Source organism: Pseudomonas sp. 478, assembly GCF_003254125.1.
Classification (GTDB): Bacteria; Pseudomonadota; Gammaproteobacteria; order Pseudomonadales; family Pseudomonadaceae; genus Aquipseudomonas.
This window is the reverse complement of record NZ_QKZG01000010.1, coordinates 121,417-139,041: the sequence shown is the minus strand read 5'-3', so window position 1 is coordinate 139,041 and position 17,625 is coordinate 121,417. Positions and strand designations below refer to the sequence as shown.

Here is a 17,625-nt window from a genome sequence, read left to right as displayed (position 1 = left end):
TGCTTCGATAGCGGCCTTTGCGGCGGCATTCTGTCGTCGCTTCATGTCCTTTAATGCGACTGGCCGTTCAATGAATACGACGTTTTCCTGCGTAGGCTGTGGCAAATGCTGCAACGACCACCACGTACCCCTAACCCTGCCCGAAGCCCGGATGTGGGCGGCCGATGGGGGTCAGGTGATCGTGCTGGTGGAAGGTTTCCTGGGCAATGGCCTGGGCCTGCCAGTGCAGCAACGCGAACACGCCGAACGCCGTTCGGTGAAGGTTCGAAGCGGCGTATCCGAGGCGCACATAGCCATCACCTTTGCCGCCTACAACGTTGGTCCTTGCCGGAATCTTGACGAAGATAACCTCTGCCGCATTTATGAACGCCGGCCGCTGGTGTGCCGCATCTACCCGATGGAAATCAATCCGCATATTCCCCTGAACCCTGCGGTGAAAGAATGTCCGCCCGAGTCGTGGGAAAAGGGACCGGATCTGATTGTGGGGGGTGAATTGGTCGATCAGGAACTGGCCGGATTGATCCAGCGCTCCCGTCAGGCGGATCGCGATGACATTCAGACCAAGGAGGCGATTTGCGCGCTGTTGGGGATTCGGACTACAGCACTGAAGGGCGATGGGTTTACTGCTTATCTGCCGGACATGGCGGCGTTCGCCGTAGTCATCGACCAAGTTATGACACAGCCAATGGCTGAGTCAGGCGCTGACTGGTTGTTTCATGTGTCGGGTGAGGACATTGCCCGGCAAGTGCAGGCTGCGGGTGCGCAAGTGGCGACGGATACGCCCGTAAACTATGCGTTTATTTCGTTGCGGGCGGCTTGATCCAGAAGGTGTATTGCCTTTGATGGCCCCTTCGCGAGCAAGCTCAGCTCCTACAGTGGATTGGCGTCGTACACAAAATCTGTATCTCACAGAGATCAACTGTAGGAGCCGAGCTTGCTCGCGATGACGGTAGATCAGCCACCGCAGCGTTTAAGACTCAGCGCTTACCCATCGAACGACGAGTCCCTGGAGGCGCTGCGCCCGGGGTCTTGGTGTGACCATTCTTCGCGCCGTTCTTGTACCAGGGCTGGCTGGCGTTCTTTGCTGCAGCCAGGTCGCCCGGTTTGAACGGGAACTTGAACGCCGGGATCTCGGCTTTGGTTTCGCTGTCTGCGCTGGAGTCGACGCTGTCTGGCAGGTCAGCCTGGTCGTCGCTCAAAGCGTCGGCAACCGGCGGTTGTGTCGGGGAAGTCATGAAAGCTCCGGGTGATGCATAGAGTCGGGCCCGGTCAGCGAGCCGCGAAAGGCGGCAGTATACCTGTCTCGGGAGTCGCAAGCTTCAAGCAGCAAGCGAGTCCGTCGGTTTTTGTATTGACTGACCTGACGCCTTCGTCGGAACCCCGCCCGGACCAAGCTCGGCGCCTAAAATTGAACAGTATCCATCTGCGAGACATTGGTAGGCTGTCAGACCGCCTTCGCGAGCAGGCTCGCTCACACAGGGATTCAATGTTTGGCAGGAAGAGATTGGTCGGCTGTCAGGCCGCCATCGCGAGCAGGCTCACTCCCACAGGGGGGACAGTGTTCGCCTTTCGCTCCTCACCACTCAACAGGCCGAGCGTTAGCTCGCCTGCAGCTCTTGATCTTGATCCACCCGCCCCTTCGGCAGGCTGAGTGGAGGTGTTCATCTGGGGGGTAGGCGCGCAGCGCCGTTCGACGCAGTCGAACACATCGAGAGGAGGTTGAAGCGAAGCCAACCGGAGGCGATGCCCCCAGATGAATACCGGAACGAAGGAACGCCGAGCCTAAGCGAGGGGCCGGACGCTCGGGGCGAGACCTTTTGGTTCCTTTTGGGGCGTTCCCTCCGTGTCAGGCTACCTGTCGCCCTTGTTGATTGACTCATTCATTCAAGAGGGCGAAGGTGTTTTGCAATGTCCAAGCGCTATGACGAAGACTTCAAAGATTGGGTCGTTCTGCAAATGATGCCGCCCCTCAATCGCTCAGTGGCGGAACTCGCCGTTGCGCTTAATCTCACGCCTCAGTCACTGCGAAACTGGAGACAAATGGCTAGAGATAAAGGTTTGATCGTGCCGGGAAACGGCAAGACCAGTGATCAATGGTCCAGCGCCGATAAATTCAACGCTGTGATGGAAACCGCACCGTTGAGTGAGGTGGAACCTCTCAATACTGCCGGATCAAGGGCATCTATCCGGAGCAAATCCGTCAATGGCGCGAGACCTGCCAAAACGCCAATATTCTTGCTGATCTGAAACCCAGCGTAGAGAAAACTGCCGAGCAACGGCGGATTAAAGAGTTGGAACGTCAGTTGATCCGGTCAGATGCTGGACGTGCTGAGGCGGAGGCTTTGCTGGAACTCAGAAAAAAAGCCAATGCGATCTGGGGCAAGGACAAGGAAGACTGATCGACGCCTCTGATCGTACGCAAGCCATGAAGTTGATTGCAGACGCGGTGCTGAATGGCGCTCGTCGATATCGAGCGTGCAATGAGTTGGGGTTGAGCCTGCGCACAGTCCAACGCTGGCGACACGCTGGCTGTGATCGACGACGACTGGCTCAACGGGCAGCTCCGGCCAATAAGCTCAGTGAGACAGAACGCCAAGCGGTGCTTGATGCTGCCAATCAGGCTGGCTACGCCAGCCTCACCCCGCACCAAATCGTTCCTAAGCTGGCCGATGCAGGCATCTACCTGGCCTCGGAGTCGACGTTTTATCGTGTGTTAAAAGCAGCCAATCAAAACGTGCGTCGCGGCAGAACCAAAGCCCCGAAACGCAGGGTGCTGACGACGCATCGCGCTGACAGCCCCAATCAGGTGTGGTGCTGGGATATCACCTGGTTGCCTAGTACCGTCAGAGGTCGGTTTTTCTACTGGTACATGGTCAAGGATGTTTACAGCCGCAAGCTGGTCGCCAATGAAGTACATGAGGTGGAGTGCGCCGAACACGCGTGCGAACTGCTCAGAAAGGGGTGCTTACGTGAACACACAGCGGGTCGTCCGCTGGTGCTGCACTCGGATAACGGGCACGTGATGAGAGGTTCTTTGTTGCGTGAAAGTATGGTTGCGCTGGGCGTCGAGCCATCCTTTAGCCGGCCAAGGGTGAGCAACGATAACGCCTATGCCGAGGCACTTTTCCGCACCGCCAAGTACTGCCCACTCTGGCCGGATCAACCTTTTGATACGGTCACTAATGCAAGGCTTTGGGTGCAGAAATTCATAGAGTGGTACAACGAAGATCACCGCCACAGCGCCTTGAAATATGTGACGCCGAACGAACGTCACGAAGGCAAAGCGACGGTTTTATTACAAGCTAGAGCAGCACTTTATGAAGATGCCAGGGAAGCTAATCCGAATCGCTGGAGTACTCGGACACGGAACTGGAAGCTGGCAGATGCGGTGTATTTAAACCCAGAGCGCCCTGAAGTTAAGGGCGCAATGGGCTAGCCGCAGCTGTACTAAGGCGACAGGTACCTTGACACGTACCGCGTTTGCCAAAAGGGACTCGCCGTAAGGGCGAAACCCTAAGCGGCCGTTACCGCAGAAATGGATATGTACGCCACCAACAGCAACATGGCCGGCTACCTGGCCGCCAAGGGAGGATCGGCATCGCCCCGCAGAGGTCCAAACTGACAGCGCCGTCAGTTAGCAGTCACCTTCCTGACGGGCGAACAGGTTTATAAAGGAAGGTATAAACCTGAAAGAATTCCGACCTCCCAGCCCCGGCGCCCCACTCGCATGCGAATTCAGAAAAAACCCGCCTTGCTCGCAGCCCTTCTGATCGTTCTGGCAGCGCTGGGCCTGTGGTACGCCATCAAGCCCGCTACCACCAAACTGACCGCGCCCACGGCGATCCCCGTTCGGGTAGTGAGCGTCACCGAAAAAGACGTCCCCCGCTACGTCAGCGGCATCGGCTCGGTGCTGTCCCTGCATAGCGTTGTGGTGCGCCCGCAAATTGACGGCATCCTCACCAAATTATTGGTCAAGGAAGGCCAACTGGTGAACAAAGGCGACCTGCTCGCCACCATCGACGACCGCGCGATCCGCGCCAGCCTCGACCAGGCCCGGGCGCAACTCGGCGAAAGCCAGGCGCAGCTGCAAGTCGCACTGGTCAACCTCAAACGCTACAAACTACTGAGCGTGGACGACGGCGTATCCAAACAGACCTATGACCAGCAACAGGCGTTAGTCAACCAACTCAAAGCCACCGCCCAAGGTAACCAGGCCTCGATCGACGCCGCGCAAGTGCAGCTTTCCTACACACAGATTCGCTCCCCGGTGACCGGTCGCGTCGGTATTCGCACAGTGGATGAAGGCAACTTCCTGCGCATGACCGACGCTCAAGGCCTGTTCACGGTGACCCAGATCGACCCGATCGCCGTGGAGTTCTCCCTGCCACAGCAAATGCTGCCGACCCTGCAGGGACTGATCAACGATCCACAGCACACGCCGGTCAAGGCTTATATCGGCGCCGATACCGACGGGGAAACCGGCAACCTGCTCGGCGAAGGTCATTTGACCCTGATCGACAACCAGATCAACGCCAACACCGGGACCATCCGCGCCAAGGCCGAATTCGCCAACCCCGCACAGAAACTCTGGCCGGGCCTGCTGGTAACGGTAAAGATTCAGACAGCTCTGGATAAAAATGCGCTGGTGGTGCCGCCCACCGTCGTACAACGTGGCCTTGATCAACATTTCGTCTACCGGGTCAATGGCGACAAGGTCGAAGCCGTTCAGGTGCAGATGGTTTATCAAGGCAGCGGCCAGGACCTCATCAAAGGCGTGAAACCGGGCGATGTGCTGGTCAGCGACGGCCAGTCGCGGCTCAAGCCCGGTTCGACCGTGCAGGTAGTGACCGACCCACCGCAAGTGGTGCAATCGGAGCCGAAACCATGAAGGGCCATGGCTCGGTTTCCGCGTGGTGCATCGATCATCCGGTGGCGACGGTCCTGCTGACCTTTGCCTTGGTGCTGCTCGGTGTCATCGCCTTTCCGCGCCTGCCTATCGCGCCATTGCCGGAAGCAGAATTTCCGACCATTCAGGTGGCCGCGCAATTGCCCGGCGCCAACCCCGAAACCATGGCCTCGTCGGTGGCCACGCCGCTTGAAGTGCAATTCAGCGCCATCCCCGGCGTGACCCAGATGACCTCGAGCAGCGCCCTGGGCTCGACCATACTGACCCTGCAATTCACCCTCGACAAAAGCATCGACACCGCAGCCCAGGAAGTCCAGGCCGCGATCAACACCGCCGCCGGCAAACTGCCCAAAGACATGCCGAATCTGCCGAACTGGAGGAAGGTCAATCCGGCCGACAGCCCGGTGCTGATCCTCAGCATCAACTCGCCGCAAATGCCCGGCACCGAAGTCAGTGACCTGGTGGAAACCCTGCTCGCCCGTCAGATCAGCCAGATCGACGGCGTAGGCAATATCAACATCACCGGTCAGCAACGTCCGGCGATTCGCGTGCAGGCGTCGGCGGACAAACTCGCCGCCATTGGCCTGACCCTGGCAGACATTCGCCTCGCGATCCAGCAGACCAGCCTCAACCTGGCCAAGGGTGCGTTGTACGGCGAGTCGAGCATTTCGACCTTGTCCACCAACGACCAATTGTTTCACCCCCAGGAATACGGTCAGCTGATTGTTTCCTACAAGGACGGCGCACCGGTTCATCTCAAGGATGTAGCCAAAGTCGTCAACGGTTCGGAAGACGCCTACATCCAGGCCTGGGCTGACGGTCAGCCGGGGGTGAACCTGGTGATTTTCCGGCAACCGGGAGCCAACATCGTCGAGACCGTGGACCGTATTCAAGCGGCCCTGCCGACGCTGGAGGCCATGCTGCCGGCATCGGTGCAGGTCAACGTGTTGATCGACCGCACCCAGACCATCCGTGCTTCGTTGCATGAAGTGGAGGTCACCCTGCTGATCGCAATCCTGCTGGTGGTGGCGGTGATGGCGCTGTTCCTGCGGCAGTTATCGGCGACCCTGATCGTGGCGTCGGTGCTCGGTGTGTCGCTGATCGCCAGTTTCGCCCTGATGTACATCATGGGCTTCAGCCTGAATAACCTGACACTGGTGGCGATCGTGGTGTCCGTCGGGTTTGTGGTGGACGATGCGATTGTGGTGGTGGAAAACATTCACCGTCACTTGGAAGCCGGCGACGGCATGCGCGAGGCGGCGATCAAAGGTGCCGGCGAGATTGGTTTCACCGTGGTCTCCATCAGCTTTTCGCTGGTGGCGGCGTTCATTCCGCTGCTGTTCATGGGCGGCGTGGTCGGGCGGCTGTTCAAGGAATTCGCCCTGACTGCCACTTCGACGATCATGATTTCGGTGGTGGTCTCACTGACCTTGGCACCCACGCTCGCGGCGCTGTTCATGCGCGCGCCGGTGCATAACGCCCACAGCAAACCCACGTTTGGCGAACGCTTACTGGCAGGCTATGAAAAACTTCTACGCCGCGCCCTCGCCCACCAGAAGCTGATGATCGGCGTGTTCGGCCTGTCTCTGGGCCTGGCGATTGCCGGTTACATTTTTATCCCCAAGGGCTTCTTCCCGGTGCAGGACACCGGTTTCGTCCTCGGCACCACCGAAGCGGCCGCCGATATTTCCTACGGCGACATGGTGAAAAAACACCTGGCGATGGCCGAAATCGTCGCGGCGGATCCGGCAGTCGCGGCGTTTTCCCACTCGGTCGGCGTCTCTGGCAGTAACCAGACCATCGCCAACGGTCGCTTCTGGATCTCTCTGAAAAAACGCGGCGACCGCGACGTCTCCGCCAGTCAGTTCATTGACCGGATTCGCCCGCAACTGATGAAAGTCCCGGGCATCGTGCTGTACCTGCGCGCCGGGCAAGACATCAACCTCAGCTCCGGTCCGAGTCGCGCGCAGTACCAATACGTGCTCAAGAGTAACGACGGGGCACTCCTGAGCACCTGGACCCAGCGCCTGACGGAAAAACTGCGCGCCAACCCGGCGTTCCGCGACATTTCCAACGACCTGCAACTGGGTGGCAGCATCACCCACATCAGCATTGACCGCAGCGCCGCAGCGCGTTTCGGCCTGACCGCCAGCGATGTCGACGAAGCGTTGTACGACGCCTTCGGCCAGCGGCAGATCAATGAGTTCCAGACCCAGACCAACCAGTACAACGTGATTCTGGAACTGGACACCAAGCAGCGCGGCAAGGCTGAAAGCCTCAACTATTTCTACCTGCGCTCGCCGCTCAGCGGGGAAATGGTGCCGCTGTCGGCCCTGGCCAAATTCGACGCGCCAACGGTCGGCCCCCTGTCCATCGCCCATGACGGCATGTTCCCGGCTGCCAACCTGTCGTTCAATCTGGCGCCCGGTGTGGCGCTGGGCGATGCGGTGATCATGCTCAATCAGGCCAAGACCGACATCGGCATGCCGGTGGCCATCAGCGGTAATTTCCAGGGCGCGGCCCAGGCGTTCCAGAGTTCGCTGGCCAGCCAGCCATGGCTGATCCTGGCGGCGCTGGTGGCGGTGTACATCATTCTCGGCGTGCTTTACGAGAGCTTCGTCCATCCGCTGACCATCATCTCGACGCTGCCGTCGGCGGGGCTCGGCGCGGTGATCATGTTGTGGATTTGCGGGCAGGACTTTTCGATCATGGCGCTGATCGGGCTAGTGTTGCTGATCGGGATCGTGAAGAAGAACGGCATCCTGATGATCGACTTCGCCCTCGAAGCGCAACGCAAGGGTGGGCTGTCGCCGGAAGAAGCGATCTACCAGGCCTGTATCACACGGTTCCGTCCGATCATCATGACCACCCTCGCCGCCCTGCTCGGCGCGCTGCCATTGATGCTCGGTTATGGCACCGGCGCCGAACTGCGCCAGCCCTTGGGGATCGCGGTCGTCGGCGGCTTGCTGGTGAGCCAGGCGCTGACGTTGTTCACCACGCCGGTCATATACTTGTGGCTTGAGCGGCTATTCCATCGGCACTCTCTCCCACCAGCATCAGCACCTCAACCGGCGCTGACAACCACAGACTGAGGCGGGGTCATGCGCGTTCTGATTATCGAAGACGAAGAAAAAACCGCGGATTATCTGCACCGCGGCCTGACGGAACAGGGTTACACCGTGGACCTGGCGCGCGACGGCGTTGACGGCCTGCACCTGGCGCTGGAAAGCGACTATGCGGTGATCGTCCTCGACGTCATGCTCCCGGGCCTCGACGGCTTCGGCGTACTGCGCGCGTTGCGTGCGCGCAAGCAAACCCCGGTGATCATGCTCACCGCCCGCGAGCGTGTTGAAGACCGGATCAAAGGCCTGCGCGACGGTGCCGACGATTACCTTGGCAAACCGTTTTCCTTTCTGGAACTGGTGGCGCGCCTTCAGGCGCTGACCCGCCGCAGCGGTGGTCATGAACCAGTGCAGGTGAGCATCGCCGACCTGTGGATAGATTTGATCAGCCGCAAAGCCACCCGTGCCGGCACGCGTCTGGACCTGACCGCCAAGGAGTTCTCGCTATTGAGCGTGCTGGCCCGCCGTCAGGGTGAAATCCTGTCAAAAACCGCCATCGCCGAAATGGTCTGGGACATCAATTTCGACAGCGACGCCAACGTTGTCGAAGTCGCGATCAAACGCCTGCGCGCCAAACTCGACGGGCCGTTCGAAGAGAAACTGCTGCACACAATTCGTGGCATGGGTTATGTGCTGGAGAGCCGTGGTGTCCAGTAACTCAATCGCGCTACGCCTGAGCGGGATGTTCACGCTGGTGGCGCTTTTGGTGTTTCTGTTGATCGGCTGGGCGCTGTATCAACAGGTCGATAAAGGCCTGGGTTTGTTGCCCGAGGCTGAACTGGACGCGCGCTACAGCGTGCTTGAATCCACGGTCGGGCGTTATGGCACGCCCGAGCATTGGGTGAAGATCAACAACAAGCTCAAGCTGCTCGGCGAAGAAGACAAGCGCATCAGCTTCTGGATCATCAGCGGTGATCCGCACTACGAATACGGCAACCTGACGCCGCAGATCCGCGCCTTTGCCGAAGGCCCGCTGGGCATGCGCGACTTGAATCTTGCGGATCAGCCTTATCCGCTGAAAGTGCTGGTCAGTCAGTTCCCGGCCAAGGATCAACGCCCGCCGTTGCGCTTCATGATCGGCATCGACACCGAGACTTTTTTGCAGACTCAGCACCATTTGCTGGTTGCCCTGATCAGCCTGGCGATCATCGGCGTGTTGCTGGCGTCGGCCCTCGGTTATTGGGTGGCGCGGATCGGCCTCAAGCCGCTGATCAAGTTGTCCCAGGAAGCCCAGCGGCTGGCACCGCCGTTGTTGTCCGGTCGCCTGCAATTGTCGCCGCTACCGCCGGAACTGAATCAGTTCGTCAATTCGTTCAACTCGACACTGGAGCGGGTCGAACAGGCTTACTCGCGCCTTGAGTCGTTCAACGCGGACGTGGCCCACGAACTGCGCTCGCCCCTGACCAACCTGATTGGCCAGACCCAGGTTGCGCTGACTCGCGGGCGATCCGCCGAACACTATTTTGAAGTGCTGCAATCGAACCTTGAAGAGCTTGAGCGACTGCGCTCGATCATCAACGACATGCTGTTCCTCGCCAGCGCAGACCAAGGCAGCAAAGCCACCAAACTGACCTCCACCTCGCTGGCCGATGAAGTGGCCACGACCCTGGAGTATCTGGATTTCATCCTTGAAGACGCGCAGGTTCAGGTGCAGGTCAGTGGCGATGCCCAAGTGCGGATCGAGATCGCTCATCTGCGCCGGGCGTTGATCAACCTGCTGAGCAACGCGGTGCAGCACACCGAGCCTGGGCAAGTGATTGAGGTGCGGATCGAGGTTGAGGAGCATCAGGTCAGCATCGGGGTTGCGAACCCAGGGTCGCCGATTGCCAGCGAGCATTTGTCGCGGCTGTTTGAGCGTTTTTATCGGGTCGATGCATCGCGCAGCAACAGTGGCAACAACCATGGCTTGGGGTTGGCGATCGTCAAGGCGATTGCACTGATGCACGGCGGGGACGTGTTTGTGCGCAGTGATCACGGCATGAATACCTTCGGCATCCACCTCCCCGTCTGATCCAACCCGGCCCTCTGTGGCAAGCGGACTTCTTTGGTGAAGGGACTTTTGTGGTGAAGGGGCTCTGGGCTGAGGGGCCTTCTGTGGTGAAGGGGCTTTTGTGGCGAGGGGACTTGTCCCCGTTGGGCTGCGGAGCGGCCCCAAAAATCTATAGCGTTACCGAAATCTTGCCAGCGCTACGCACTGGAACGGGGACAAGTCCCCTCGCCACAAAAGCCCCTTTGCCACAAAAGCCCTTTCACCACAAAAGCCCCTTTGCAACAAAAGCCCCTTCAGCACAGAAGTCCCCTCAGCCCAGAGCCCATCACCTCAGAAGCCACCTCACCAGAGGACATGTTCAATTCGGCCACCTACTGTTGCTTTAAGCGCAACAGTCCTTTCATGAATCCGCTCTTTTTCCCCGCGCGAATCCCCCTTATCTTGGCCCCACCAAACAGCACTTGCCAAGCAAGAAGGTTTTAAAGATGTCCAACACTATGGGTATTGCCAGCGCTTTCGTTTTGTCCTCTTTGTTTCTGTCTCCGTTCGCCATCGCTGAAGAGTCGCAGACGTTCGTCGCGCAAAACTCCGCCCGCGCTGCTGCATTCGAACAGTATCAGAGCGAAATGACAGCCAAGGCCCAGGAAGCTGCGCAAACCCCTCAAGCGTCGAGTACTCAGGCCCAGCCAGTGGTTGAGAAAGACAGCTGATTGCCCAGTATCACTCTGTTTCCCTCGACACTTTTCATCGGCTCTTCCCTTTGAAAAGTTGTCTTCAAAGCCGCTGCTATCAGCGGCTTTTTTTCGTTGTGGTTTTAAACAGCTTTAGTTCGTCTTCCCTAACAAGAAACATCCTGAGTCTCAAAACAATGAGGCTCTTAGTTGACCCAAGGAGCTTTACCGCTAGTGCGTTTCCCTCTCAGATACAGCCCGTTATTCATTGCAATTGCTGCAACGGTGACGCCTGCCGCTCACGCCGCAGACGACACAAACGCCGAAGGTTTCGTTGCAGGATCGAGCCTCAACCTCAACGCCCGTAACTACTACATGAACCGCAACCGCCTGCAGCAGACCGACGACAACATTGAATGGGGCCAGGGTTTCCTCGGCACCTTCGAATCGGGCTACACCCAAGGCAGCGTCGGTTTCGGCGTTGACGCCCACGCCATGCTCGGGCTCAAGCTCGACGGCGGTGGCGGCACTGATAATTCGAGCATCCTGCCGGTCAGCGATGGCAACGGCAAAGCGCCGGGCTCGTTCTCGACGGCGGGTGGCACGCTGAAAATGCGTGCCTTCGACACCGAACTGAAGGCCGGTGACTTGTTTCTCGCCAACCCGGTGATCGCCGGCGGCGAAACCCGCATGCTGCCCCAGACCTTTCGCGGCGTCAGCCTGACCAACCACAGTTTTGACGGCTGGATGATCGAAGGTGGCCAGGCGAGTTTCACCAAGCCTTACAACCAGAGTGGACACACCCGAATCGGCACGTCCTACGGCAGCCTGGCCGACGGTGACGAAAGTAAGCACCTGAATTGGGCCGGCGTGACCTGGAGCGGCCTGCCGGGGTTAACCAGCAGCCTCTATGCTTCCGAACTCAAGGACATCTGGAACCAGTATTACTACGACCTGGATTACACCTACGCCTTGAACGATCTGGTCAGCCTCAACCCGGGTCTGCATGCCTATCACACGCAAGACACCGGCAATGCGCTGCTGGGCCACATCGACAACAACACCTACAGCCTGCATTTCACCGTGGGGGTGGGCAATCACAGCGTTACCGCGGTCTATCAGCGGGTCAACGGCAACACACCATTCGACTACATCAGCCAGGGCGACAGCGTCTACCTCGACAATTCCCAGCAGTATTCGGACTTCAACGGCCCGAACGAACGCTCATGGAAACTCAAGTACGCCTACGACTTTGTCGGGCTCGGCCTCGCCGGCCTGACCTCGGCGGTCTCTTACTCCCAAGGGGAACTGGACCTGACCAAGGTCGATCCGGCCAGCCCCGGTTATGCCTCGTGGTACAGCGCTGATGGCAAAAACGCCAGGCACTGGGAACGCGACATAGATCTCAACTATGTGGTTCAGGGCGGCAAGGCCAAAAACCTGGCGTTGCGTCTGCAATGGGCGACCAACCGAGGAGGCAACGGCTACGGCGCGCTGGATCAGGACACCGATGAATACCGGGTGATCGTCGACTACCCGCTCAATGTCTTCTAAGCTTCTATAAGTAAAAGGCCAGCATGTTTTGCTGGCCTTTTTTTTATCCGGGATTTATACAGGCGCTCCGAACGCAAATGGTATCTGGGATTCTGCCTGAGTCTTGCAAAACACTTTCATAACGCCTCATTAGCAGAAGTCAGAACCATGAGTGTGAGCACTGCAATTTCTCACCATCCGATCCGGTCGACGCGATCGGAGCAGCTTCTGCTTCTCGGCAGTTTGCTGCTGGTGATTGCGATATCAAGCATCGTGACGTTCCTGCTCATTCGCGAACGCGCCAATGCTGAACACTCCGCCACTCGCGCAGCCACCAACATCGTGCAACTGATCGACGCCGACGTGCTGCGCAATGTCGAACTCTATGACCTGTCCTTGCTCGGCTTGATCGCCGCCTCCCAGCGTGAAGACCTCAAGAACGTTTCCCCTGCCATCCGCCATCTGGCCTTGTTTGACCGCGCCACTGCCGCGCCGTACAAGGGCGACATTTTGTTGCTGGACAACAAGGGCGACGTGATCGCCGATTCGGCCTCGGTAGAGCCCAGAAAGGGCAATTTTGCTGACCGCGAATACTTTCAGTCGCACGTGAACAATCGCGACCCGAGCATGTTCATCAGCCGTCCCTTCCGTTCCAGACTGCCTGAACATGAATGGCGAATCAGCTTCAGTCGCCGGGTCAGCGGCTCACAGGGTGAATTTCTTGGCGTGGCCGAAGCCGCCATGCGCTTGAGTTATTTCGATCAACTGTTCAACAGCTTGAGCATCGGTCGTGACAGCTCGGTCAACCTGATCAGCTCGGACGGGATTCTTCTGGCCCAGGAACCCCGCTTGGCCGAAGAGCTGATTGGCAAGGACTTCAGCAACCGTCCCAACTTTCAGCGCATCGTCAAGGAAGGCAACGGCAGCTTCACCAGTGTTTCAAGCCACTATAAGGACAAACGCCTGTACACGTTCTCCAAGGTGGGTAACTTGCCGTTGATCGTCATCGTTGCACTGTCCAGTGATGAAGTGTTTGCGTCGTGGAAGCGCACGGCGGTGGTGGTCAGCGTTGCGACTATTGCGCTGTGCATCGGCTTGCTCTGGCTGACTTGGCTGCTCAGCCGGGAACTGCGCCTGCGCCACAACGCCGAACAGGAACTGGCGCAACTGGCGGCCACCGATGCCTTGACCGGCCTGGCCAACCGCCGAACGCTGGATCAGGTCCTGCGTCATGAGTGGTTCCGCGCTCAACGTTCCGGCCAGCCATTATCGCTGCTGATGATTGATGCCGACCATTTCAAAGCGTTCAACGATCGTCATGGGCATCAGGCTGGCGACGATGCGTTGCGCTCGGTGGCCAAGGTGATCTCCGACAATGTGAGGCGACCAGCCGATCTGGTCGCCCGTTATGGCGGTGAGGAGTTTTCGGTGATTCTCGCGGAAACCGACAGTCAGGGGGCGCAACAGATTGCCGAACACATCCGCGCGACAGTAGAACAATTGCCGCTGGTGGCAGGTGCCGAGTCACCAATTACTGTCAGTATCGGTATCAGCACCTGGACCACTTCCGCCGAGATCAGCCTGGAACAGCTATTGTTTGCAGCGGACAAGGCGCTGTATCAGGCCAAGGAAAGTGGGCGTAATCGGGTGGTCGCTGCCTGATCGAGGAGATCGTTCCCACGCTCTGCGTGGGAATGCCTCAAGGGACGCTCCGCGTTCCAACTCTGGAAAGGGACGCGGAGCGTCCCGGGCTGCATTCCCACGCAGAGCGTGGGAACCATTCCCGCAGGCATAAAAAAAGGCCACCCGAAGGTAGCCTTTAAAAAACTAGAGAGGTTTTTTACTTACACGGCCGCAACTGGACGCATGTAAGAGATCGGTGCAGAGCTGGCGTCTTCGAAAGTCACGACTTCCCAAGCATCTGTCTGCTCAATCAACTTGCGCAGCAGCTGGTTGTTCAATGCATGTCCGGACTTGAAGCCCTTGAACTCACCAATCAGGCTATTGCCCAGTAGGTAGAGGTCACCAATTGCATCGAGGATCTTGTGCTTCACGAATTCGTCTTCATAGCGAAGGCCGTCTTCGTTCAGTACACCATCCGCGTCGACCACAATAGCGTTTTCAACGCTGCCGCCGAGTGCGAGGTTGTGCTTGCGCAGGTACTCGATGTCACTCATGAAACCAAAGGTACGGGCGCGGCTGACTTCTTTTACGAACGAAGTGCTGGAAAAATCCACGCTTGCACTTTGTGTGCGGTTACGGAAAACCGGGTGATCGAAATCGATCTCGAAACTCACCTTGAAGCCTTCGAAAGGGACGAAAGTGGCGCGCTTGTCGCCGTCTTCCACTGTCACTTCCCGCAGGATCCGGATGAACTTCTTCGGTGCGTCCTGTTCTTCCAGGCCGGCCGATTGAATCAGGAATACGAAAGGTCCAGCGCTACCATCCATGATCGGAACTTCAGACGCGGAGAGCTCGACGTAGGCGTTATCGATGCCCAGGCCAGCCATGGCCGAGAGCAAGTGCTCCACCGTATCCACTTTGGTGTCACCACTGACCAATGTGGTCGACATCGTGGTTTCACCAACGTTTTCCGCGCGGGCAGGAATCTGCACCACAGGGTCGAGATCGGCACGAACAAACACAATGCCGGTGTCGATAGGTGCGGGCTTGAGGGTCAGGTATACCTTTTCCCCGGAGTGCAGGCCTACACCTGTAGCACGGATAATATTTTTCAGTGTGCGTTGTTTAATCATGGCTTGGGCCGCTTCAGCGCAAATTGCGAACTGGTATCAACAAAGGCTGGCGATGATAGCAGACCAGACCTTTGCTGAACACCAATCACCTTCATAGCCCTGATACATTCCATTAATCGGCCTGACGACGCAGGAAAGCCGGGATGTCCAGGTAGTCCAGATCATCTTGCGGGTTCATCTTCGCGGCAGTCGCAGCACCGGCCTGAGCCTGGTTGCGCATGACGGTCGGACGGTCCAGGTCACGATAGTTTACCGCTGGCGCTTCATGACGCGAAGGCGCTTGTTGCTGCGGTTGCGAAGCCACGGAGGTGTGCATGGTGTTGTCGATAACCTTCACAGGCTTCTCGATTTTCGCGCCCAAACCAGTGGCTACTACTGTTACGTGCAGCTCGTCGCGCATGTCCGGATCGATAACGGTACCGACCTTGACCATCGCGTGCTCGGAAGCGAAAGCTTCGATGATGCTACCCACGTCGGAGTACTCACCCAGGGACAGGTCAGGACCGGCGGTGATGTTCACCAGGATGCCGCGTGCACCTTGCAGGTTCACGTCTTCCAGCAACGGGTTGCGAATGGCCGCTTCGGTGGCCTCGCGTGCACGGTTCGGACCGCTGGCGCAGCCAGTGCCCATCATCGCCATGCCCATTTCGCTCATTACGGTACGCACGTCGGCAAAGTCGACGTTGATCATGCCCGGACGCTTGATGATATCGGAGATACCGCGAACGGCACCGGCCAGTACATCGTCGGCCTTGGCGAACGCGGACAGCAGGCTTGCGTCCTTGCCAAGGATGGTCAGCAGCTTCTCGTTGGGAATGGTGATCAACGAGTCGACGCTTTCAGACAGCAGACGGATGCCTTCATCGGCGATCTGCATACGCTTGCGACCTTCAAACGGGAACGGACGAGTCACCACCGCAACGGTGAGAATCCCCATTTCCTTGGCCACTTCAGCAATGATCGGCGCAGCACCGGTACCGGTACCACCGCCCATGCCAGTGGTGATGAACACCATGTTGGTGCCCTGCAGGACTTCGGCAATGCGCTCACGATCTTCGAGAGCGGCCTGACGACCTACTTCAGGGTTGGCGCCAGCGCCGAGACCTTTGGTCACGCCGGTGCCCAGTTGCAGGATGGTCCGCGCGCCGATGCTTTTCAGCGCTTGGGCATCAGTGTTGGCGCAGATGAATTCAACGCCTTCAATGTTGCTCTTGACCATGTGGTTGACGGCGTTGCCGCCGCCTCCGCCAACACCGATAACTTTAATAACCGGGCTTGCGGGGATGTTGTCTACGAGTTCGAACATTTTCCCTCTCCTTACATTCTCTAGTTTTTTCGCCTACTGCTTTTTGCTGCGGTCTTGCGGTGCTGCGTAAATCTTTAGAAGTTGCCTTGTACCCAGCTCTTGATGCGATCGAGCAAGGCGGCTTTCGGTTCTTCATTGCTGTAGCTGTCGCGGCTGCTGATGCCCGAGAACGAAATCCCGTCGGACTGCTTTTGCAGGCCGTACATCAACAGGCCAACGCCGGTGGAATAAATCGGGTTGCGGACCACATCGTCCAGGCCCTTGACGCCATGCGGCACGCCCAGGCGGACCGGCATGTGGAAGATTTCCTCGGCCAGTTCGACTGCGCCTTCCATCTTCGACGTACCACCGGTCAGCACGATGCCGGCCGGGATCAGGTCTTCGTAGCCACTGCGACGCAGTTCGGCCTGGATCAGCGTGAACAGCTCGTCGTAACGCGGCTCGACCACTTCGGCCAGGGCCTGACGGGACAGCTCGCGCGGTGGACGGTCGCCAACGCTTGGAACCTTGATGGTTTCACCGGCACCGGCCAGTTTGGCCAGGGCGCAGGCGTAGCGAATCTTGATTTCTTCGGCGTACTGGGTCGGGGTGCGCAACGCCATGGCGATATCGTTGGTTACCTGGTCGCCCGCAATCGGGATGACCGCGGTGTGACGGATCGCACCTTCGGTGAAGATCGCGATGTCAGTGGTGCCGCCACCGATGTCCACCAGGCACACGCCCAGTTCTTTCTCGTCGTCGGTCAGGACCGAGTAAGCCGAAGCCAGTTGCTCGAGAATGATGTCGTCGATTTCCAGGCCGCAGCGACGCACGCATTTTTCAATGTTCTGTGCGGCGTTGACGGCGCAGGTGACCACGTGAACCTTGGCTTCCAGACGTACGCCCGACATGCCCAGAGGCTCACGAACACCTTCCTGGTTATCGATCACGTAATCCTGCGGCAGGGTGTGCAGCACGCGCTGGTCAGCCGGGATCGCTACAGCCTGGGCGGCGTCGAGCACGCGCTCGAGGTCGGCGGCGCTGACTTCGCGATCACGAATCGCCACGATGCCGTGGGAGTTCAGGCTGCGGATATGATTGCCCGCCACGCCGACGAACGCCGAGTGAATGCGGCAACCAGCCATCAGCTGCGCCTCTTCGATCGCGCGCTGGATCGATTGCACGGTGGACTCGATGTTCACCACCACGCCTTTCTTCAGGCCACGGGACGGATGGGTACCGATCCCGACGATTTCCAGCGTGCCGTCGTCCGAGACCTCGCCGACCAGCGCCACCACCTTGGAGGTGCCGATATCGAGACCGACGATCATTTTGCCGCTTTGCACGTTTGCCATGGTCCTG

12 protein-coding genes and 1 pseudogene are annotated in these 17,625 nt (G+C 58.6%); 9 read left to right on the top strand and 4 right to left on the bottom strand.

The window, feature by feature from the left end; all coding sequences use genetic code 11:
- Positions 1-70 precede the first annotated feature (70 nt).
- Positions 71-820 (top strand): YkgJ family cysteine cluster protein, encoded by a 750-nt coding sequence (locus DFS28_RS21350; protein WP_111451330.1) that lies wholly within the window; start codon positions 71-73, stop codon positions 818-820.
- A gap of 157 nt (positions 821-977) precedes the next feature.
- On the opposite strand, the gene DFS28_RS21345 is transcribed toward DFS28_RS21350, so the two are convergent.
- The gene (locus DFS28_RS21345; RefSeq protein ID WP_008147542.1) at positions 978-1,235 is read right to left on the bottom strand and encodes a hypothetical protein; all 258 of its coding nucleotides are present in this window, start codon (positions 1,233-1,235) and stop codon (positions 978-980) included.
- 673 nt (positions 1,236-1,908) lie between these two features.
- Between DFS28_RS21345 and DFS28_RS21335 the strand changes: the two are divergent.
- From DFS28_RS21335 to DFS28_RS21300, 8 genes and pseudogenes are all read left to right on the top strand, one after another.
- A pseudogene (locus DFS28_RS21335) lies at positions 1,909-3,436 on the top strand (IS3 family transposase).
- A gap of 291 nt (positions 3,437-3,727) precedes the next feature.
- Entirely contained in the window at positions 3,728-4,888 is a 1,161-nt protein-coding gene (locus tag DFS28_RS21330) for an efflux RND transporter periplasmic adaptor subunit (RefSeq protein WP_111451329.1), read from the top strand.
- Positions 4,885-7,998: a multidrug efflux RND transporter permease subunit gene (locus tag DFS28_RS21325; RefSeq protein WP_111451328.1), complete on the top strand. Its 3,114-nt coding sequence runs from the start codon at positions 4,885-4,887 to the stop codon at positions 7,996-7,998. Before DFS28_RS21330 ends, DFS28_RS21325 begins: the two co-directional genes overlap by 4 nt.
- 9 nt (positions 7,999-8,007) lie before the next feature.
- Positions 8,008-8,685, top strand: a complete 678-nt coding sequence (locus DFS28_RS21320; RefSeq protein ID WP_111451327.1) for a heavy metal response regulator transcription factor — start codon at positions 8,008-8,010, stop codon at positions 8,683-8,685.
- The gene (locus DFS28_RS21315) at positions 8,675-10,039 is read left to right on the top strand and encodes a heavy metal sensor histidine kinase (RefSeq protein ID WP_111451326.1); all 1,365 of its coding nucleotides are present in this window, start codon (positions 8,675-8,677) and stop codon (positions 10,037-10,039) included. Before DFS28_RS21320 ends, DFS28_RS21315 begins: the two co-directional genes overlap by 11 nt.
- A gap of 464 nt (positions 10,040-10,503) precedes the next feature.
- On the top strand, positions 10,504-10,728 hold the full coding sequence (locus DFS28_RS21310; RefSeq protein ID WP_056743541.1) for a hypothetical protein: 225 nt from the start codon (positions 10,504-10,506) through the stop codon (positions 10,726-10,728).
- Positions 10,729-10,923: 195 nt separating this feature from the next.
- A complete protein-coding gene (locus tag DFS28_RS21305) occupies positions 10,924-12,243 on the top strand; it encodes an OprD family porin (protein ID WP_111451325.1) in 1,320 nt (439 codons plus the stop codon).
- 147 nt (positions 12,244-12,390) lie between these two features.
- Complete coding sequence (locus DFS28_RS21300) at positions 12,391-13,884, top strand: sensor domain-containing diguanylate cyclase (protein ID WP_111451324.1); 1,494 nt, start codon at positions 12,391-12,393, stop codon at positions 13,882-13,884.
- Positions 13,885-14,066: 182 nt separating this feature from the next.
- Here DFS28_RS21300 and lpxC read toward each other — a convergent pair whose 3' ends face one another.
- From lpxC to ftsA, 3 genes are all read right to left on the bottom strand, one after another.
- Positions 14,067-14,978, bottom strand: a complete 912-nt coding sequence (gene lpxC / locus DFS28_RS21295) for a UDP-3-O-acyl-N-acetylglucosamine deacetylase (RefSeq protein ID WP_111451323.1) — start codon at positions 14,976-14,978, stop codon at positions 14,067-14,069.
- A 112-nt stretch (positions 14,979-15,090) separates the two neighbouring features.
- The gene (ftsZ, locus tag DFS28_RS21290) at positions 15,091-16,284 is read right to left on the bottom strand and encodes a cell division protein FtsZ (protein WP_111451322.1); all 1,194 of its coding nucleotides are present in this window, start codon (positions 16,282-16,284) and stop codon (positions 15,091-15,093) included.
- A gap of 74 nt (positions 16,285-16,358) precedes the next feature.
- Positions 16,359-17,618 (bottom strand): cell division protein FtsA, encoded by a 1,260-nt coding sequence (gene ftsA / locus DFS28_RS21285; RefSeq protein WP_046048247.1) that lies wholly within the window; start codon positions 17,616-17,618, stop codon positions 16,359-16,361.
- Positions 17,619-17,625 lie beyond the last annotated feature (7 nt).